The sequence below is a fragment of the Paenibacillus sp. VTT E-133291 genome, from assembly GCF_002264395.1.
In the GTDB taxonomy this organism is placed as follows: Bacteria; Bacillota; Bacilli; order Paenibacillales; family Paenibacillaceae; genus Paenibacillus_AQ; species Paenibacillus_AQ nitricinens.
In genome coordinates this window covers 12335-31905 of sequence record NZ_NFVA01000030.1, presented here as the reverse complement: position 1 = coordinate 31905, position 19571 = coordinate 12335, and the positions used below count along the sequence as shown (strand labels likewise).

Sequence of the window (19571 nt, the reverse complement as noted above, 5' to 3'; positions counted from 1 at the left end):
GTAAATGTTTTGATTTCTTCTTTTGTTAATGGCAAAATGAGGAATAATAATCCATGTTTTTACATTCTCATCTTCATTAGTATTATATTTGATTTTGAGAATCTATCCTAATGAGGGGAATCACGTACACACAGCTTTTTTGAAATGGGGAAATGAGGTACATATGAGGAGGAGTTGGGCCGTGAGAGGAACATTATTGAAATCATGTCTTCGTGCTACAGTTATTGGTTTAGGAGTATTGTTTATGGTAAATCCTGTACAAGCTGCTGTGGTTGATTCACATACCTCGTATATAGGCTCAAATTTTGATGACTATTATGCAAACCTGCCTGCTGCAAAGGTTGAGTGGTCAACCACGATGGATTTACCAACTTTAGGAGATATATCGACAGACTACCTCATGGGTAAGGGCGTTGTTGCAGCCGGCACAGGTAAAACTTTTATCCTTCAAAAGGGCCAGCTTTTAGCCATTAACGCCCAGACGGGAAAAGTAATGTGGAAATACGGCTCCAAATTAAAGGCTCCGATACTTTATCAAGATGGCGTGGCCTATGTGACTTCAGAAGCGGGCACGATCTACGCAGTCAACGCGGCTACTGGAAAAAATAAATGGAGTTCATCAGCAAACAGTAAAGGCATCAGCCAATTAGTTATTGATAAAGATCAGCTTTTTGCCGCCAATGGGGATATTCATGCCTTCAATCTAAAGGATGGAAAATTGCAGTGGCGTGATAATTTCGGTGAAAAGCTGTATGAACCGTTCATGGTTGAGGGAAACCTGATATTAGCTCAAAACTCAGAATCCGGAGCGTATACGTATGACATTCTACATGCCTTTGATCGAAATACGGGTAAAGAACTTTGGAATAACAGAGATTATTATTTTCCGATTACTGAGATTAACGGAACGCTTATCACACAACGAAAGGCTACCTTATTCGATGCTCTTCCTCTTACTACACTCGATAGTTTGGATGTTAAGACAGGTAAAGTAGTGAAGACAGTCGTTTATAACCCTGCTAATATAGACCCAAATGATCCCGAGGCACCAAAGGGGGGCAGTGCCTGGAGTGATGGTGACAGAATTCTTATAACAGGATAAAAAGGAGTCTACAGCTACCCAGTCAATGCTGACCCTTCTACCGTAATACGCGATAATTATTCCTACGAATCCATTGGAGATAAGCTGTCCTACGCGGCGGGTCCCTATGATGGAAGAATCCTCTTCAGCAACGGACAAAGCATTTATGGTGTTAAAATGGCGAATAAGTCAGCGGTTCAGTATAGTGGAATCAGCAATCCGATTGCCCGCTTCGATCTACTGGGACATGGTATGTATGTCGCCCAGACCGACGGCAAATTAATCGCAATAGATTTGATTTCCGCAAAACCGATGGTGCAGCTCAAAACTTCGGATAGAGTATTTGGACCAACCTTGCTGGAAAGCGGTATGATCATTGTGCAGAGCAAAGGGAAGTTAACTGCTTTTACGGAGCCGCAGGCTCTCAAGATGAAATAGTAGAACATCTAAGCGGCTCGCCGAAGAATTTCGGTGGGGTCGTTTTTTTTATGGATATCCACAATTCCAGTGTGAAAAAAACAAATCTATTTTATGATAAATAGGTTATATAATGAGTAGGTTATACATTAACGAAATTAAAGAGAAGGACCGGGGGATAACATGGAACAGCAAGCGATTTGGGCAATAGGTATTTTTCTACTGATTTATGGACTGATTATTTCCGAAAAAATTCACCGTACAATCTTAGCGATGTTAGGCGCTATTGTTATGGTAGCGATGGGCATTGTGGATCAGGAGACGGCACTGCATCATATTGATTTTAATACCCTTGGACTACTTGTGGGGATGATGATGATTGTAGGGATTACTGCAGAGACAGGACTCTTTAAATATGCGGCTGTGAAATCAGCTAAGTTAGCAAAAGGAAAGCCGAGACGGATACTGATTGCCTTGTTTGTTATTACTGCACTCGCTTCAGCTTTCTTGGACAATGTGACAACAGTACTGCTAATGGTACCCGTTACCTTCAGTATTACAAGGCAATTGCGCATAAATCCGCTGCCTTTTTTGATGTCACAAATTATCGCATCAAATGTCGGTGGAACAGCAACATTGATTGGAGATCCGCCGAATATTATGATTGGCAGTGCTGTGAAAGAGCTAACGTTTATGTCTTTTATCAACAATCTGGCACCCGTGATTATCATCATTATGTTGGCGTATATCCCGCTCCTATTACTGATGTTTGGGAAGCAAATTAAATCCACACCAGAATTGCAGCAGAGTATCATGGACATGGATGAGAAAGCAATGATTACGGATCATAAGCTGCTGCGAAAATGCCTGGTTGTACTCGGAATTACGATTACCGGGTTCTTTTTACATCAGGCATTACATTTGGAGTCCGCTACAGTTGCTTTAGCGGGGGCTTTTTTATTGCTCTTATTAACTGGAGGAGAACACATGCTGGAAAAAGCTTTTCACAGCGTGGAATGGATTACGATCTTCTTTTTTATCGGATTGTTTGTGTTGGTATCAGGACTCGTCGAAACAGGTGTCATCGCGGAGCTGGCTGCCAAAGCAATTGATTTAACGGGTGGGGATGTGCTCATGAGCTCGATGATGATCTTATGGGTCAGTGCAATAGCTTCTGCGTTTCTTGATAACATTCCTTTTGTAGCAACGATGATTCCTTTAATACAGGAGATGGGGCAGATGGGGATTACCAATCTGGATCCCCTCTGGTGGAGTCTAGCCTTGGGTGCCTGCTTGGGTGGCAATGGTACATTGATCGGTGCCAGTGCTAATCTGATCGTTGCGGGTCTAGCTGGAAAGGAGGGCTATCCGATTACATTTATGAAGTATTTGAAGGTGGGTTTCCCTTTAATGCTGCTGTCCATTGTGATCTCAAGTGTATATTTATATTTAAGATATCTAATGTGAACAAGTGTGTCTGAAAAAGTTTTATTGTTGACAGCTTTTCAAATGGATGATATTTTAAATATTATAATTCCAATTGATTTACTTTGAATAATAATTACCGACTGTTCCTACAGAGGTATTGCGAATGTAAAAGCGCAATACCTCTGTTTTTTTTGTATACAGAATTGAAGGAGGGGTCACGATGGGAGAAGCGTTGCTGTCGATTTCAAATCTAAATAAACGTTTTGAGTCTGCCGGAGGGCATGTTCAGGCACTGTATAATGTTGATCTCCATGTGCAAGAGGGCGAATTCATTACGGTCATCGGGCCCAGTGGCTGCGGAAAAAGCACGCTGCTGCGCATCGTGGCCGGTTTGGACAGTGGATATACGGGGAGTGTTACCTTAGGAGGGACGGAAATTGGAGGTCCCGGCATCGATAAGGGGTTTATTTTTCAAGAGCATCGTCTATTTCCTTGGCTCACCGTAGAGAAGAATATTGCTTCCGATTTGACGCTAGGCAACAAGGAAATTAGACGCAAGGTCGATGAGTTGATTGATCTCGTCAAGCTAAATGGGTTTGAGAAATCCTATCCCCGGGAGTTATCGGGAGGGATGGCCCAACGGGTAGCGATAGCCCGTGCGCTGCTGCGAAATCCAAAAATTCTGTTGCTGGATGAACCGTTTGGTGCACTGGATGCATTCACTAGAGCGCATATGCAGACGGTCTTGCTGGACATTTGGAGGGCCAACAAAACAACCATGATTTTTGTAACGCATGATATTGATGAGGCTGTATTTCTAGGTAATCGGGTAGTGATTCTAGAACCCCGCCCCGGAAAAATACGTAAGATTGTACCGGTAGATTTACCGTATCCACGTAAAAAAACAACGTCTTCCTTTCAAGAGCTACGCCTGAAGGTACTGAATTATTTTGAAAAAGTCGATGAGCTTGAGCTTATTGATGGGGCAGGAATATAGAATTCACAAATTTAAGTAGTTTAATGACTATAAAGATGTCGACCATACCGATGGAGACTTTCGAAATGAACTAACATTCGAGGGTCTCTTTTTGTTATTTAAAGTGAAGGTAAAGCTTAAAAAAGGTGGGTGCAGAGTATGACAAATCGGGCGATGGCCGTAAGAACTTCCGGACGCCCCGGAAAGGTAACGACTTTGGGACTGGGTCTCCTGCTGCCGGGCAGTGTACTGATTCTGTGGCAGACTCTTGGACACTACGGAATGATCTCAGATATGTTGTTCCCGACGCCGTATACCATTGCTGAATCTTTTGTAGCCTTGGCCGCTTCAGGAGATTTATGGCCGAACTTTAGGATCAGCTTGGTCAGAGCCCTTTCCGGATTCCTACTCGGTGGTGGACTTGGTCTGCTATTAGGCATTCTCGTAGGTCTGTTCCGCAGATCAGAGAAATTGCTAGATCCATCCCTGCAAATGATTCGTATGATCCCGAGTCTGGCGGTAGTGCCGCTGTTCATCTTATGGTTCGGCATCGGTGAGGAGTCGAAGGTGTTATTGATTGCTAAGGGGGCATTTTTCCCACTGTATATTAATACGTTCATGGGCATCCGCGGCGTGGATAACAAGCTGTTCGAAGTATCTCGAGTGCTTGGATTTAGCCCTATAAAGCAAATTGCAAGATTAGTACTTCCAGCGGCGCTGCCGAATATTATTCTCGGAGTACGCCTTTCCTTGGGGCTCTCTTGGTTAGGTCTGGTAGTCGCAGAGCTGATTGCCTCCACTTCAGGCATTGGGTATACGATGTCGGACGCGCGTCAATTCGCGGATACACCTGTGGTGTTCGTGGGAATTATTATTTTTGCCATTGCAGGACTGGTGAGTGATTCTCTTGTTCGCTACATTGAACGATGGCTGCTGAGATGGCAGGACAACTATCGCGGATAAACAGAAAACGCGCATGAAACGAAAGGGGGATACGCCATGAGCGATGGAGTAGAAGCTATTTTAAAAAACACTACCAGAGCAAGAGAATCGCTAGATAGCAGTGATATTGCTCCTATATCGACTAAGAAATTGGAGAAATCGGCGGTATCTATAGCATGGAAATCTCTACTGTCAGATTGGGGAACGGGCGCTATCATTCCGGTGGTGACGCTCATTCTTTGGCAGCTGGCAGGAAGCACCGGAATGATCTCTGCGCAGTTTCTGCCGACTCCATTGTCGATCGCCAGAGCTTTTACAGGCCTATTGGTGACTGGAGAGTTAACTCATCACCTAGGTGTCAGTATGGGGAGGGCGGGAATTGGATTTCTTATCGGAGGCGTTCTAGGCCTTTTATTTGGAGTACTGACTGGCTTGTTTCGCAGTGTGGAGTATGTGCTCGATCCCAGTGTACAGGTACTTAGGCTTGTTCCTCATCTAGCTATAGCACCGCTGATCATTTTATGGTTCGGCTTTGGGGAAATGTCCAAAATAGTGATCATTCTGACAGGGTCATTCTTTCCGCTCTATATTAATACATTTATGGGCATACGCAATGTGGACAATAAGCTATTCGAGGTATCTCGGGTGTTAGGTTTTAGCCCTTATCAAAAGCTGCGCAGGCTGATTTTACCAGCAGCATTGCCCGGAATTTTGTTAGGATTACGGCTGTCTTTGGCTGTAGCATGGATCGGTCTTGTTGTAGCTGAACTCATTGGATCACAGTCAGGCATTGGATTCCTTATCAATGAGGCGAAGCAGAATTCCAATACAGAGGTTGTGTTTGTAGGCATTATTATATTCGCTATCGTCGGTAAGCTGATCGATTCATTGTTCCGAATCATTGAACGTAAGTTCCTGTTCTGGCGCGATAGTTACGAAGGGTAAATCATTTGAGGAGGTCTTGAGCTATGCGTGGATCGATACAAAAAGGATCGTTGAATTTGGTGGCGGATGTGCTTGTTATAGGTGGAGGACCGGCAGGAACGTGGGCAGCCCTTACGGCCTCAGCGAAGGGTGCGAAAGTTGTCCTCGCAGATAAAGGCTACTGCGGTTCGAGCGGTGCAACCGCCCCCTCAGGAACAGGAGTCTGGTATGTGAAGCCGGATGAGAAGCTCCGGGAGGAGGCCAAAGCAAGTCGTTATACATTGGGCGGTCAGTTGGCTGAATCCCGCTGGATGGACCGAGTGCTAGACCGTACCTATGCCAATATGAACAAACTTGGCGTTTCAGGATATCCATTCCCTGTAGATGAGCAGGGTAACCAGTATCGTAAAAGTCTTCAGGGACCGGAATATATGAAATTAATGCGTAAGCTGGTGAAAAAGGCGGGCGTTAAAATTTTAGATCATAGCCCAGCCATGGAGCTCCTTGCGGATGAGCATGGCGTAGCTGGAGCGGCTGGGGTCCATACCCAGAGTGGTGATACCTGGACGGTTCAAGCAGGGGCAGTCGTTATTGCTACTGGGGGTTGTGCCTTCCTAAGTAAGGCGCTTGGTTGCAACGTGCTTACTGGTGATGGCTATCTATTTGCAGCTGAGGCTGGGGCGAACTTGTCCGGCATGGAATTCTCTAATGCCTACGCGATCTGCCCTACGTTCTCCTCTGTAACCAAGACAGCATATTACAACTATGCCAGCTTTTATTATGAGGATGGAAGCATTGTGGAAGGGGCGGGTTCCAAGAAAGGGCGTTCAGTTATCGCTCGGAATCTGCTAGCAGGCAATCAGGTATACGCCAAGTTGGATGGAGCACCAGAAGATTTAAGACCTCTTCTGCGGGTGGCGCAGACGAACTTTTTTCTACCCTTTGATCGACAAGGGATCGATCCTTTCAAGGATGCTTTTCCGGTTACGCTTCGTCTCGAAGGAACGGTTCGTGGGACGGGTGGTATTCATATCACAGACGAAAGCTGTGGCACAGGTGTTCCCGGACTTTATGCGGCAGGAGATGCAGCTACTCGTGAGCTAATTTGCGGGGGATTTACTGGTGGTGGCAGCCATAATGCGGCTTGGGCTATGTCATCCGGCAGTTTTGCAGGAGAAGGGGCTGCTATCTATGCGCAGAGCCTTGGCTCGAATGCAGCGTACCGTAATCCAGTCGGCTTATCATCTTCTCCACTGGTTCATCAAGAAGTGAAGCCTGGAGTATCAGCTCATACGTCAGAGGTTGTGTCTGCTGTGCAGGCTGAAGTGAAGCCGTATGACATTAATTTATTCCGTACGGACAAAGGGCTGACCTCTTCATTAGGCCGTCTGAATGAATTGTGGAAAGAACAGCGTAGCCGTGAGATTCAGCGTACCCCTGAAGGGGTTAAAGCGCGTGAAGCAGAAGCCATGACTGCAACTGCCCGTTGGATGTACAATTCCGCCCTTGCCCGTACGGAGACGAGGGGCATGCATAAGCGTGAAGATTTTAAGGGAACGGATCAAGAACAGCATCATCGCTTAATTAGCGGTGGATTGGATCAGGTATGGGTGAAGACAGAAGTCGTGGCCAAGGAGGGGGTTCTATCGTGATTGAGGTGATCAGCGCTGCCAGATGTGTAGAGTGCAACCAATGTGTATCGGTCTGCCCGACCAATGTCTTCGAACGGGTAGAGGATGGCATTCCTGTTATTGCCCGGCAGAGCGATTGCCAGACTTGCTTTATGTGTGAGCTGTATTGTCCTGTGGATGCTCTCTACGTTGCGCCAGATTCAGAGAAAGTGATTGGGGTGACAGAGGCAGGGCTAGAGGAGCAGGGATTACTTGGTGGTTATCGTGAAAAGGTAGGCTGGGGCAAAGGCAGACAACCGGTAGCAAGTCATGACTTTATGTACCAATTGGCGTCGAGGGCAGGGTTCTGACCTTGATTAAGATTAAGATAAATAACATAAATCTAGGGGGAGAAAGAAATGAAACCAGCGTACAGAGAGATTCAAGGGAAACGTTCTAAAAGGATACGATTTGCACTTTTAACTACGATTATGATGGTTATGCTGGTACTTCAGGCTTGCGGAAATAACGCTGGAGGTAATGGAGCATCTGCATCCGGCGGCTCTAGTACAGAGAAATCTGGAGGCAAATCCGAAAGTAACGTTTCAGCGGTACTGAACTTTGGTTTTATAGGCTCTAATAAGTTGAATGTGCCAGGTGGCGCGGAGGGCTGGGGATTTTATAAAGGGATCATTCAAGAAGAGCTGAAGAAATATGGCATTACTGAAGTGAAGCTTACGGGCTTTCCAAACGGTCCCGATCAGACAGAATCCTTAATTAGTGGTCGATTAGATATCGGCAGCCTTGGGGATACACCTGCTATTATTGCTTATGCTTCTGGTGCCAAGACACGTCTGATTTCACAATCCTCAGCCAACACTATCGGTTATCTAATCGGTAAGAAAGATGGACCAAAGACGGTGAAAGATCTGCAAGGGAAGACTATTGCCATTCAAAAAGGCTCTTTTATGCACCGTTATGTCGTTGGATTACTTCAGGAGGAAGGCGTAACTGACTACAAACTCGTGCATATGCTCATTCCGGATGCTACCGCAGCTTTAGCCCGTGGAGATGTAGATGCTACAACGAATCTTGGTGTTCCTGCGCTGAAGTTAATTGACCAAGGCTACACTCATTTAGATGATGCCTCGAAGCATCCGAATCTGCTTGGCACCAGTGCAACTGTTGTGTCTGAGGACTATCTGGCGAAATTCCCTGATTTTCCGAAGGTGTGGAACGAGGCTCGTGAGAAAGCTTTAGCAGATCTGAAGCAGCATGAGGATGAGTATTATCAATTTCTGGCTGAAATCGGAGATACAACGCCAGAGCTGGCGAAGCAAGTAAATCCAATCAGTGATATCAAAGATACCGCGTTTACTGACGAAGGAACCAAGCTACTAGAGGGTACCAAGAACTTCCTTGTCGAAGAAAAACTAGCGAAAAAAGACTTTAATATTAGCGATTGGCAGCTGAAATAACTATGGCTGGAAAGCGAAAACTGAATTTGAAGCTGTCTAGAATAACATGTACTAGCGAGTTTTTGGGGAGGAAGTCAAATGTCGCAGCTTAAGAAGGAACTGACAGTGGATGTCCTCGTGCTTGGCGGAGGTCCTGCAGGAGCTTGGGCGGCATGGAGTGCAGCGTCACAAGGTGCAAAGGTAGTCCTTGCAGATAAGGGCTACTTGGGCACAAGCGGCGCAACTGCGCCTGGAGGGACGACGCTGCTCGTTATCCCTCCAATTGCTGAGCTGCGGGAGCAGGCGGTACAATCCAGGCTAAAATCCGGTGGATATTTGTCGGAGAATGCTTGGATTCACCGTGTGCTGGATCAGGTAGAACAGAATCTGGCTTTAATCGAGCAGTGGGGTTATCCTTTTCCAAAAGATGAGGCAGGAAACTCATTGCGCACACATCTGCACGGACCAGAATACATGCGGATTATGCGAAGAGTTGTCCGCAAAGCGGGGGTCACGATCCTCGATCAGTCGCCAGCGCTGGAACTTCTTCATGATGAACATGGGGTTGGCGGGGCTCGCGGGATCAATCGTTTGACAGGAGAGACCTGGGAAGTGAAGGCTAACGCCGTTGTGATGGCAACCGGAGGCTGTGCTTTTCTCAGCAAAGGTCTTGGCTGCAACGTTCTGACAGGCGAAGGGCTGCTGATGTCCGCTGAAGTGGGAGCCGATTTGTCAGGTATGGAATTCAGCCGCCAATACGCGCCGAGCTTTGCAGACGGAACCGTAACACGTGGACGTATGCTGGCCTGGGCCACCCTTTATGACGCGGACGGTCATCCGCTGCATAAAGGGGATCGGACTTTTGGCAGCATTCCTGAAATGCTGCTCAAGGGGCCGGTTTATGCTTCGCTTGATCTGGCAGATACAGCGGAGAAACAGGATTTTCTGCGAAAAGCGCATCCGATTTTCTTTATGCCGCTGGAGCGGGCGGGAATTGATGCGTTTAAGCAGAAATTCCCGCTCACCCTGCGCTATGAGGGCACGATGCGCGGCACTGGGGGTCTGCGCCTTACGGGTACGGACTGCCGGACGACCGTGCCCGGACTTTATGCGGCCGGAGATGCCGCATCACGCGAGAAAGTGACCGGCGCCATCTCCGGCGGCGGGGCTTATAACGCTTCCTGGGCCATATGCAGTGGAAGCTGGGCAGGCCAGGGAGCTGCGCAGCATGCGCGCTCCAGCCGAGGGCAGGCGAACAGCCGCAACCTCACCGCAGCGGGACGCTACGGTCTGGCGGCTGGCGCCAACACCTCGGACACGCTGGAGGTGAAGCCGCTAGTCGCGGCGATCCAGCGTGAAATCTTGCCGCTGCAGATCAATTATTTCCGCAGCGAGCCGGGCATTTCTTCAGCCTTGAAGCGGCTGAATGCCTTGATGCCCTTCTTGAACGGGCGGGTTCCCTCCACCGTACAGGGCATCGTGCAATCGCGTGAAGCCGCGGCAATGCTCGCGGTCGGCAGGTGGATGTACACCGCCGCGCTCGCCCGCAAGGAGACGCGCGGCCTGCAAAAGCTCGCGGAATATCCAGCGCTTGATCCGCGTCAAACCTACCGGCTGATTGTATCCGGTATAGAGCAAATAAGGATCAGTACCGAGGCTGTGCCCCATGCTCATGAACTGAATCCACTAAAGGAGGGGCAAGCGATATGATCGAACTAATTAGCTTGGAACGCTGTGTGGGCTGCAAACTGTGTACGAAGGTTTGCCCAACGAACGTATTCGAGATGAAGGGGAAGATTCCGGTCATTGCGCGTCAGGAAGATTGCCAGACTTGTTTCATGTGTGAAGCTTATTGTCCTGTAGATGCACTTTATGTAGCGCCGCAGGCAGATCGGTTGATTGGTGTAAATGAGGAGACGTTAATTCGGACGGGAGTGCTAGGAAGCTGGAGGGCTGAGATCGGCTGGGGGCCAGAGGCTAACGGCTCGATGGCGGAAAGGGATACCACCCCTTATTTTGAAGTGTTTACGGAGCAGTACCGTACGTGAAAGTGCTAGTGTACAAAAACTAAAAAAGCCACCCGAAATGGGGGGCTTTTTGATACGTTAAAATCTATAGTAGTGCTTCAATAGCTGGCTCAATATCCAGCGGGTCTACTGTAGATTCGAATCTAGTGATAACATTGCCTTCGCGATCAATCAGGAATTTAGTGAAATTCCATTTGATTTCATCATTGTTCAATGCTTCCGGATCTTTGCTCTCAAGCATGCTTTGAAGCAGCTTTCCTGAAGAATGGTTCATGTCGAAACCTTCAAATCCAGCCTGCTCAGTAAGGTGAGTGAAGAGGGGATGTTTATTTTCGCCCTTTACTTCAACCTTCTCAAAGAGAGGGAACGTAACGCCGTAATTGATTTGGCAAAATACATTCACTTCTTCATTGCTGCCAGGTTCCTGCTCCCCAAATTGATTGGATGGGAATCCGAGAATTTGGAAGCCGCGATCTTCGTATCTCTCATAGAGCTTTTGCAGGTCGGAATATTGGTGGGTAAATCCGCACTTACTTGCTGTATTCACAATCAGAAGGACTTTACCTTTGTATTGCTCTAGTTCGATATCTTTTCCCCGAATACTGCGTGCTGTATATGGATAAATGCTCATGCTGTTACATCCCTTCAGTTGTGTATTCAAAACGTTAAAGCTGTCAGTGAATAAGAAAAGGAAATATTTTCAATGATTTAATTGTAAACAATCAAAATATCGCTGTCAACATCATACATAGAAAGGGATAGGAACCTTTAAGGCATTGCTATCATAGTATGCATATGGGTCATTTCATCTTCAAAGCCTATTCAAACAAGTTGTTATAGGAAAAACTTTACTTCAAATGATTTTAATGCATTAAAGCTACTCAGCGTTACATTATTATCTTGCGTCGGCAACATTTTTTGATTAAGATAGCAGAAACCAGCGTAAAAGACGCGCTGACATAATCAAAGACAATGACGAAGAGAGTAAGCATTATAGCGGATCTTAACAGGGAAGGCGTGCCGGAGACTGAGAGCACCCTCATGAGACGATGAATGCCGAAGTTCACTTCCGAGTCGGCCCCTGAAGTAATTGTCACAGGTCGTGACAGGTATGAGTAGGGAGGCCCGCGCTCCGCGTTACCGGGTGAAAGACAGAGTTAATCTTTAGTCCAGGGAATCGGATTGTCTATTCCTTTGTGCTAGTATTCAGGTTAATTCTAAATAAGGGTGGTACCACGGCTCCTCGTCCCTTGCGACGGGGGGCCTTTTTGCGTTTCAAATTATAAATAACAAGAGGGAGTGGAAGGGTAATGAGTAACGTGGAATTGGATGTGCTTAGAGGTCGTCTGGATGAAATCAATGGTCAATTGCTGGAGCTGATCTCCGAGCGGGCTAAGATTGTGCAGGAGATTGGAGTAGTTAAAGAAAAGCAAGGTGTGCCTAAATTTGATCCAGAACGTGAAAAGAAAATGCTCGATCAGCTCGTAGCGAGCAATCAAGGACCTTTCACTAACGGGACCATCCGCAGCCTCTTCAAACAAATTTTTTCAGCATCTCTGGACTTACAGTCCGATGAACATAAAAAAACTTTGCTAGTCGCACGTAAGAGTCACAAAGAAGACACAGTAATTGTTCTGCCGGGAGATGTGACCGTTGGCGGTTCTTCTTCCCTGATGGTAGCCGGTCCTTGCTCTGTGGAGAGTGAACTACAGACCCGCACCGTAGCTGCAGCCCTGCAAAAAGCTGGCGTACGTGTAATGCGTGGAGGTGCCTTCAAGCCGCGGACTTCCCCTTATGACTTCCAAGGTCTAGGCATGGATGGCCTAAGAATACTACGTGAAGCAGCAAATGATTACGGCCTGCTGACCATCAGTGAGATTGTAGATCCAAGACATATTGAAGAGTCCTTGGACTATGTAGATATCATCCAGATCGGTGCACGGAACATGCATAATTTCGAGCTGCTAAAAGCGGTCGGAGAAGTTAATAAGCCAGTGCTGTTGAAACGCGGATTGGCTGCCACGCTCGATGAATTCATCCATGCAGCGGAATACATTATGTCTCGTGGCAACACACAAATTATGTTGATTGAACGCGGAATTCGTACGTATGAAAAAGCGACCCGCAACACGCTCGATATCTCAGCGGTGCCTATTCTCAAGCAGGAGTGCCATTTACCAGTATTGGTCGATGTTACTCACTCCACAGGACGCAAAGATATTCTTATCCCATGTGCGAAAGCCGCACTCGCAGCCGGAGCCGATGGTATTATGGTCGAGGTGCATCCTGATCCTGCAACCGCGTTGTCCGATGCCGCGCAGCAGCTGAATATTGATGAGTTCAACACCTTCTTTAATGAAGTGAAAGCTTCCGGACTATACCGGTAATCTAGAAATATAGAATTTAAATGATATTTCAAGGATTGGCTAGAAAATGAGGTGAATAAGCGCTTACAAGTCTATCTAATCTTTTTGTGAAGGTGAAGGCGGGTCGAGTACAATAAGGAACATAAGCGTTGCACCGGCCCCGGGTCTTTTTGAAAAAGGCCTATATACCTTATTAGTCACAGGAGGAAATTAGATTTTGAAGCAGCTTACCTTAAATAATGGGTGGTTTTCTAACACTCGGACCGATATTTTATCGGGGATGACCGTAGCCGTTGCACTCATTCCTGAAGCGATTGCCTTTTCGATCCTGGCAGGAGTAAGTCCGATGGTTGGTTTATATGCCTCTTTCTGTATTGCAATTGTAACCGCACTTGCCGGGGGCAGACCCGGAATGATCTCGGCAGCTACGGGGGCTATGGCTCTATTAGTCGGAAGTCTTGTACTAGAACACGGAATTGAGTATCTGTTCGCGGCAACGGTATTGGCTGGTGTGTTTCAGATATTGATGGGGATGCTAAAGCTGGGGCGATTTATTACGTTTTTGCCACAGCCGGTCATGACGGGTTTTGTTAACGCGCTGGCGATACTGATTTTCATGGCGCAGCTTACCCATTTTAAGGGACAAGGTTGGGTAATGTACGGCCTGGTAGCTCTGACCTTGCTTATTATCTACACGGTTCCTCGGTTTACCAAAGCCGTACCTTCAGCACTTGTAGCGATTGTTATCGTTTCTGTTCTTAGTATCGCTCTTCATCTGGACGTAAGAACTGTAGGCGATATGGGGAATATTACAGCAACTTTGCCCCTATTCCATCTCCCTGAGATCCCGTTCACGCTGGATACGCTGCTTATTATTTTGCCATATTCACTCTCACTGGCCGTAGTTGGGCTACTGGAATCCCTGATGACTGCCACCTTAATAGACGATATTACGGGCACAGGTAGTGATAAGAACAGAGAGGCGAAGGGACAGGGGCTGGCGAATGTAGTTACTGGTTTTTTCGGAGGGATGGCAGGCTGTGCGATGATTGGCCAGTCGATGGTTAACATGAAGTCAGGAGGACGCACGCGTCTGTCCACGTTTGTGTCAGGGATCTTTTTATTGTTTCTAATTATTGTACTTGGCGATGTGGTGAAGCAGATCCCGATGGGCGCTCTCGTCGGCGTAATGATAATGGTCTGTATCAGCACCTTTGAATGGGGCTCACTCAAAACTTTAACGCGTGTCCCGCTAAGCGATGCACTCGTTATGATTGTAACGGTGGTTACTGTGGTGGCTACGGACAACCTTTCTATTGGAGTTTTGTTTGGGGTTCTGTTAAGTGCTTTAACGTTTGCTTGGAAAATAGCTTCGATCCGCCTAACGGTTCAGGAAGCAACCTCTTCCAAAACATATGCGGTGTCCGGCCAGCTGTTCTTCGGCACGACAAGCCACTTCATTCATGAATTCGCCTACGATAGCGATCCGGATCATATTATTATCGATTTTTCACACTCCCATGTGTGGGACCAATCTGCAGTTCATGCCATAGCGAAGACAATGAGCAAATATGCTGAGCATGGCAAAAAAGTCACCATTACCGGACTTAATGATCAGAGCTCACAGCTGGTTCAGCGGGTGGGGTTATCTATACAGTAGGACATACAAGAAAATAACGGATACCCTGATAAAAGATTGCGCTATATGCGTGATCTTTTTTTTTATAGCAGATATTAACGGTAAGAGAAGACGGGCAAGGTTTTACTTTTGGTACAATCTAATATAAAATATAAAGTGGATAATGTTTATCCGCTTTATACGCGGACGGTACTATCTACATTTTTAATCAAGCTATTTACGTAAATCGAGGTGCTATACATGCATATGAAAACAGGGGTAGAACAGTCGGTGTACGCACTGGTTCTGCTTAACATGCTGCCGGACAAGGCGGTGCTGCCTGGAGAAGCGATTAGCCAGCAGCTCGGAGCATCGGCGACCTATTTTCAGAAACTGTTAAGAAAGCTGGTAACCGCAGACATCATCACGTCTGTTCCCGGCATTAAAGGTGGCTTTAAATTAAAGAAAAGACCTGAAGATATTCGTGTATATGACGTTTACCTGGCAGTGGAAGGCCAGCAGTCGCTGTACTCATCCAATGGTATTTTGGTAGACATGTTGGATTTAGAAAAAGAAGATAGCTGTTGCCTGTTAACGAATCTGATGGAAGAAGCTGAATCCTCTTGGAAAGCTGTATTAAAGCGGGAGACCATTGCTTCGTTGTCGGAGGAAATGCGTAGTGAACGCTTTAAAGATAAGATTGCAGCCTTAGAGGAATGGGTCAGCAATAAAATGGTCATCTAACCAAAGAAGGGATGTATTCGCATGAGATTAAGCATATTGGATCAGGCACCCGTGACAAGCGGTAACACTGCGGAAGGTGCCTTGAATAAAGCAGAAGAACTGGCTATTTTAGCAGATGAGCTGGGATATAGCAGAATGTGGATGGCAGAGCACCATGGCGGAAATACATTTGCTAGCTCAGCTCCGGAAGTAACGGCTGCCCGTTTAGCCGCCAAAACCAACCGTATTCGAATCGGCACCGGCGGTGTAATGATGATGCATTATTCTCCGCTTAAGCTGGCGGAAGTATTTAAAACGTTAAGTGCTTTTTCCCCGGGAAGAATTGATTTTGGTGTAGGGCGAGCTCCGGGTGGCGATACAAGCGCCATGTACGCTTTGTCTGAAGGCCGCGAGTTAATGCTGCATAATATGTATGACAAGCTTGGCATTACTATGCAGCTGCTTAGTGATCAGATTCCGGAAGATGAGCTATATGCCAAAAATCTCGCTGCTCCAACGAAGGTGGCGCTTCCTGAAGTATGGTTGTTAGGCTCAAGTGGCAATAGTGCGCGAAAAGCTGCACAAATGGGAGTCGGATACTCCTTCGCACAATTTTTTAATGGTGCGATGAGTAATGAGATCTTGGACCATTATAGGAATAACTACCAGCCTTCTATTTTTATGGACAAACCAGAGATCAGTGTATCCTATATGGTGACCACAGCAGAAACGAAGGAAGAAGCTGAGTATGAAGCATTACCGCAGGATATTTTTCGGTTGATGATGAGTAAGGGCCGGATTACTCAGGTGCTGACACCAGAAGAAGCTCAGAACATTTCGTTATCGGAAATTGACCGGATGTCAATCAAGGAAGGGCGCAAGATTCATTTGGTTGGTGCGGTTAAAGACATCGCTGTACGTTTGCAAGAAGAACAAGCACAATATGGATTCCAAGAAGCAATGATATGCAGCATTCCGCATTCGCAGGAGAAACGTCTAGAGGTGTATCGACTGTTGGCGCGTGAACTGCTAGGCTCTTGATTCTTTCCTCTCAAACCCGCATTTGATGCGGGTTTTTTGTATGCCAATTTAGCCATTTGATCGATACATACCCTCAAAAGACAATAAATTAACCCTACCGCCTCCTAAAAGTAACATTTGAAATTCTAACTTCATCTATGATTAATGAAAGATTAAATTTTAAAAAGAGGATAGGAAGTGACCAAGAGATGTTTCCTTTACATAAATCCGTTACGCTGACAGCCTTGCTTCTAATTAATTTGCTGGCAGGCTGCCAACATCAGGTTGACCCATCCCCCCCTCAATCGGCTAACGGCTACCACACCTTAAGACCGAAGCCAACAGACACCGCTGCTAACCTCATAAAGCTGGAGTGGAAGCTGGTGGATACAATCCCCGTAGTCTCTCAACTTAGTGCTCCACCCACAGGCGCTACTTTGATTACAGAGAAGAAGCTGGATGATTTCGGAGGAATCCAAGTGAGTGTGTATACGATGGCTAGTGACGAAGACTATGTGTATGCCGGAATTTCTACATCCCAAGGACAATACAGTCTAGGGGCGATAGGAACTTATAATTATCGTCAACCGGAGGATATCAAGGTAGAAGTAGTGCGGCTGTTTAACGAAAAGGTGTTGAAAATCACCGGAGGACTAGGAGCAAATAACTCGCTCAGTAACTATTATTTAATCGACGAGAGCGGTAACCCCTTGGGTTTGCTGCAAATAGATACCGGACATTCCAATGAGCTGGATGTTGATGGGGATGGCTCTATAGAGAGTGTAGCTGCACATGGAAATCCGATGAGTGCCTACATTTACCGCTGGAATGTTGATCACGCTGAGGTAACTTACGTTAATGATGCTTTGAAGGCGGACTCCGTGGTGCTAACAGATGAAGGAATATATGAAGCTTCTGATATCGGGGACAAGCAGAGCAAAAGATTCCGATTGACCCTAGAAGGACTGATCCCAGAGCGGTAACGCCATGACTACTGCTGCTGAAATATTTCCTGCGACCAATTCCCTCAAAACTCCGTATAGACGATTAAGCTTAAATGATTATCCATAATCTAGGAGGGGTATTGGATGAATATGCAAATGAATCCGAAATTGAAACAGCTGCGTCCGGGAAAAATAGTTAGCGGTGTTGCAGCAGTGCTCATTGTATTGTTGATTGGCGCGAACTCTTTTGTATCTGTGGAATATGGGCATGTAGGTTTGTACAAAACCTTTGGTAAATTAAATGACAATACGTTGTCACCTGGCATTCATTTTAAAGTTCCGTTTATTCAGACGGTGATTCAAGTCAATACGCAGGTAACGAAAGCGGAGACCGATACATCCGCCTCTTCAAAAGATCTTCAGCCCGTATCCACACATGTGGCGGTGAACTATTCCGTAAATAAGGCTTCCGCCTTTAATCTGATGAACAATATCGGAGGTAATTTTGATAATGTAATTATTAATCCGGCTATTCAGGAAATCGTCAAGGAAGTGACGGCAAAATATCCAGCAGAGGACTTGATTACACGTCGTGATGTAGTGTCGAGTGAGATCAGTGAGCATTTAACTGCTAGGCTGGCAAAATATGACCTGATCGTCAACGATATTAACATTGTTAACTTTAAATTCTCGGAGGCGTTCAATCAGTCGATTGAAGCGAAGCAGGTCGCTCAGCAGCAGGCGCTGAAGGCTGAAAATGATCTCCGGCGGATCGAGATTGAAGCGAAGCAAAAAATCGCCCAGGCGCAAGCAGAGGCTGAATCCTTAAGACTTAAGAAGCAAGAGGTTACTCCTGAGCTGGTGCAGCTGAAGCAAATAGAGGTCCAAGAGAAAGCGTTAGAAAAATGGAATGGCGTGCTGCCGTCTGTAACAGGGGGAGCCACTCCATTTGTAGATATTCAATCCCTGACTAAATAAATTTTGATTGAAATTATGAAAATATAGAAGAGCCCTCCTTCAATAGAAGAAGAGCTCTTTTTACTATTAATATTGATAAAGCATTGTAGGAATTTGCCAACCCGCGCCAACCGACCAGAAGAAGACATAATCGCCACGTTTGATTCGTCCGTCTTCGATGCCGCGTTGAAAGGCGATAAAAGGACTGCTTGTAGCTGTATACCCGAACTCGTCACCTACATAGATGAATTTCTCATTAGTTAGTCCAAGACCCTCTTGGATAAGTTCGATATTTTTGAGAGAGAATTGTGAAAGGCAGAAGGCAGAGATATCATCTGTAGTCAGGCCGTTTCTTGAGAGAAGCTCCTTCATGTCTGCAACCGCCGCATTTACACAAACTGTACCGTCAAAGGGTGTCCAGCGTATCCGGATTTGCTCCGGTGTAATGTCCTCATGATAAATATTCGATAAACCGCAAGCAGGGAACATAATATTCTCAGATCCCTCAGAATCAGTGTAATAAAGGGAGTCAATGAAGCCTGATTGCTCGCTACTTCGCTCCAGAATGACAGCTGCTGCGGCATCCCCGAAGTTAGGGTAAGTAATTTCATCATCCGTATTGCAGTTCACCGAGCTATAGTCGCTTCCCACGACGAGCGCATACCGGATGCTAGGATTAGCCTGCATATAACGACTTGTCTGCTCCACGGCAGACACCATTCCTGCACAGTTGGCATTGGAATCTTGCGTAATGGTCCGATGTTTACCTTGAAGCATACGGTGCAGCAGGAGTGCATTGGTAGGGTAGGTATATTCCGGTGTCTGTGAAGCGAACATGATCATATCCATATCTTCACCTTGTAAATTGGCTTCTTGTAGCGCTTTTTGGGCGGCCTTTAGTCCCATCGTTAGGGCATTTTCATCCTTTTCCTTTACGATGTACCTCCGGTCACGACCCATGACTTCTAGGAATCGCTTGATGTCCTTGCCCATACTCTGGAAATGCTCCAGATAATAATCATTAGATACGACATGCTCCGGATGGTAATAAGCGGCTTGGCGGATGGTTATATGTCCCAAA

At 46.4% G+C, this 19571-nt stretch carries 19 protein-coding genes; 17 read left to right on the top strand and 2 right to left on the bottom strand.

All coding sequences use genetic code 11. From position 1 onward, the window contains the following. Positions 1-181 precede the first annotated feature (181 nt). From CA598_RS14095 to CA598_RS14045, 11 genes are all read left to right on the top strand, one after another. On the top strand, positions 182-1102 hold the full coding sequence (locus tag CA598_RS14095) for an outer membrane protein assembly factor BamB family protein (protein ID WP_179283667.1): 921 nt from the start codon (positions 182-184) through the stop codon (positions 1100-1102). Between the two features lie 156 nt (positions 1103-1258). After that, positions 1259-1519 (top strand): hypothetical protein, encoded by a 261-nt coding sequence (locus CA598_RS14090; protein ID WP_094876907.1) that lies wholly within the window; start codon positions 1259-1261, stop codon positions 1517-1519. A 162-nt stretch (positions 1520-1681) separates the two neighbouring features. After that, a complete protein-coding gene (locus tag CA598_RS14085; protein ID WP_094876906.1) occupies positions 1682-2965 on the top strand; it encodes an ArsB/NhaD family transporter in 1284 nt (427 codons plus the stop codon). Between the two features lie 181 nt (positions 2966-3146). Then, complete coding sequence (locus tag CA598_RS14080) at positions 3147-3923, top strand: ABC transporter ATP-binding protein (RefSeq protein WP_094871028.1); 777 nt, start codon at positions 3147-3149, stop codon at positions 3921-3923. A 138-nt stretch (positions 3924-4061) separates the two neighbouring features. Next, a complete protein-coding gene (locus tag CA598_RS14075) occupies positions 4062-4865 on the top strand; it encodes an ABC transporter permease (protein WP_094876905.1) in 804 nt (267 codons plus the stop codon). 36 nt (positions 4866-4901) lie between these two features. Then, on the top strand, positions 4902-5789 hold the full coding sequence (locus tag CA598_RS14070) for an ABC transporter permease (protein WP_094876904.1): 888 nt from the start codon (positions 4902-4904) through the stop codon (positions 5787-5789). A 23-nt stretch (positions 5790-5812) separates the two neighbouring features. Then, positions 5813-7420: an FAD-dependent oxidoreductase gene (locus CA598_RS14065; protein ID WP_094876903.1), complete on the top strand. Its 1608-nt coding sequence runs from the start codon at positions 5813-5815 to the stop codon at positions 7418-7420. After that, entirely contained in the window at positions 7417-7749 is a 333-nt protein-coding gene (locus CA598_RS14060; RefSeq protein WP_094871020.1) for a 4Fe-4S dicluster domain-containing protein, read from the top strand. The genes CA598_RS14065 and CA598_RS14060 overlap by 4 nt, the downstream gene beginning before the upstream one ends. Positions 7750-7797: 48 nt before the next feature. Beyond that, complete coding sequence (locus tag CA598_RS14055; protein ID WP_094876902.1) at positions 7798-8856, top strand: ABC transporter substrate-binding protein; 1059 nt, start codon at positions 7798-7800, stop codon at positions 8854-8856. Between the two features lie 78 nt (positions 8857-8934). Then, positions 8935-10545, top strand: a complete 1611-nt coding sequence (locus CA598_RS14050; protein ID WP_094876901.1) for an FAD-binding protein — start codon at positions 8935-8937, stop codon at positions 10543-10545. Then, a complete protein-coding gene (locus CA598_RS14045; protein WP_094876900.1) occupies positions 10542-10883 on the top strand; it encodes a 4Fe-4S binding protein in 342 nt (113 codons plus the stop codon). Before CA598_RS14050 ends, CA598_RS14045 begins: the two co-directional genes overlap by 4 nt. A 64-nt stretch (positions 10884-10947) precedes the next feature. Here the strand turns inward: CA598_RS14045 and CA598_RS14040 are convergent, their stop codons facing one another. After that, complete coding sequence (locus CA598_RS14040; protein WP_042131085.1) at positions 10948-11493, bottom strand: glutathione peroxidase; 546 nt, start codon at positions 11491-11493, stop codon at positions 10948-10950. A 679-nt stretch (positions 11494-12172) separates the two neighbouring features. Between CA598_RS14040 and CA598_RS14035 the strand changes: the two genes are divergently transcribed. The 6 genes from CA598_RS14035 (at position 12173) to CA598_RS14010 (ending at position 18511) form a co-directional block, all read left to right on the top strand. Continuing rightward, complete coding sequence (locus tag CA598_RS14035) at positions 12173-13249, top strand: bifunctional 3-deoxy-7-phosphoheptulonate synthase/chorismate mutase (protein ID WP_094871014.1); 1077 nt, start codon at positions 12173-12175, stop codon at positions 13247-13249. A gap of 193 nt (positions 13250-13442) precedes the next feature. Further along, positions 13443-14888, top strand: a complete 1446-nt coding sequence (locus CA598_RS14030; protein WP_094871012.1) for a SulP family inorganic anion transporter — start codon at positions 13443-13445, stop codon at positions 14886-14888. Between the two features lie 219 nt (positions 14889-15107). Beyond that, on the top strand, positions 15108-15590 hold the full coding sequence (locus tag CA598_RS14025) for an RrF2 family transcriptional regulator (protein ID WP_094876899.1): 483 nt from the start codon (positions 15108-15110) through the stop codon (positions 15588-15590). Between the two features lie 21 nt (positions 15591-15611). Beyond that, a complete protein-coding gene (locus CA598_RS14020) occupies positions 15612-16610 on the top strand; it encodes an LLM class flavin-dependent oxidoreductase (RefSeq protein WP_076128737.1) in 999 nt (332 codons plus the stop codon). Positions 16611-16798: 188 nt separating this feature from the next. Further along, a complete protein-coding gene (locus CA598_RS14015; protein ID WP_094876898.1) occupies positions 16799-17572 on the top strand; it encodes a hypothetical protein in 774 nt (257 codons plus the stop codon). 105 nt (positions 17573-17677) lie between these two features. Then, positions 17678-18511: a prohibitin family protein gene (locus CA598_RS14010; protein ID WP_256989860.1), complete on the top strand. Its 834-nt coding sequence runs from the start codon at positions 17678-17680 to the stop codon at positions 18509-18511. 66 nt (positions 18512-18577) lie between these two features. Here the strand turns inward: CA598_RS14010 and CA598_RS14005 are convergent, their stop codons facing one another. After that, entirely contained in the window at positions 18578-19570 is a 993-nt protein-coding gene (locus CA598_RS14005) for a ketoacyl-ACP synthase III (RefSeq protein WP_256989859.1), read from the bottom strand. Position 19571: the final 1 nt, after the last annotated feature.

Bases quoted from the DNA above. Each gene is read 5' to 3' on its own strand.
- CA598_RS14090 (WP_094876907.1), top strand. From the start codon at position 1,259: ATGGCGAATAAGTCAGCGGTTCAGTATAGTGGAATCAGCAATCCGATT.
- CA598_RS14045 (WP_094876900.1), top strand. From the start codon at position 10,542: ATGATCGAACTAATTAGCTTGGAACGCTGTGTGGGCTGCAAACTGTGT.
- CA598_RS14085 (WP_094876906.1), top strand. From the start codon at position 1,682: ATGGAACAGCAAGCGATTTGGGCAATAGGTATTTTTCTACTGATTTAT.
- CA598_RS14050 (WP_094876901.1), top strand. From the start codon at position 8,935: ATGTCGCAGCTTAAGAAGGAACTGACAGTGGATGTCCTCGTGCTTGGC.
- CA598_RS14020 (WP_076128737.1), top strand. From the start codon at position 15,612: ATGAGATTAAGCATATTGGATCAGGCACCCGTGACAAGCGGTAACACT.
- CA598_RS14055 (WP_094876902.1), top strand. From the start codon at position 7,798: ATGAAACCAGCGTACAGAGAGATTCAAGGGAAACGTTCTAAAAGGATA.
- CA598_RS14075 (WP_094876905.1), top strand. From the start codon at position 4,062: ATGACAAATCGGGCGATGGCCGTAAGAACTTCCGGACGCCCCGGAAAG.
- CA598_RS14010 (WP_256989860.1), top strand. From the start codon at position 17,678: ATGAATATGCAAATGAATCCGAAATTGAAACAGCTGCGTCCGGGAAAA.
- CA598_RS14015 (WP_094876898.1), top strand. From the start codon at position 16,799: ATGTTTCCTTTACATAAATCCGTTACGCTGACAGCCTTGCTTCTAATT.
- CA598_RS14070 (WP_094876904.1), top strand. From the start codon at position 4,902: ATGAGCGATGGAGTAGAAGCTATTTTAAAAAACACTACCAGAGCAAGA.
- CA598_RS14065 (WP_094876903.1), top strand. From the start codon at position 5,813: ATGCGTGGATCGATACAAAAAGGATCGTTGAATTTGGTGGCGGATGTG.
- CA598_RS14040 (WP_042131085.1), bottom strand. From the start codon at position 11,493: ATGAGCATTTATCCATATACAGCACGCAGTATTCGGGGAAAAGATATC.
- CA598_RS14025 (WP_094876899.1), top strand. From the start codon at position 15,108: ATGCATATGAAAACAGGGGTAGAACAGTCGGTGTACGCACTGGTTCTG.
- CA598_RS14035 (WP_094871014.1), top strand. From the start codon at position 12,173: ATGAGTAACGTGGAATTGGATGTGCTTAGAGGTCGTCTGGATGAAATC.
- CA598_RS14080 (WP_094871028.1), top strand. From the start codon at position 3,147: ATGGGAGAAGCGTTGCTGTCGATTTCAAATCTAAATAAACGTTTTGAG.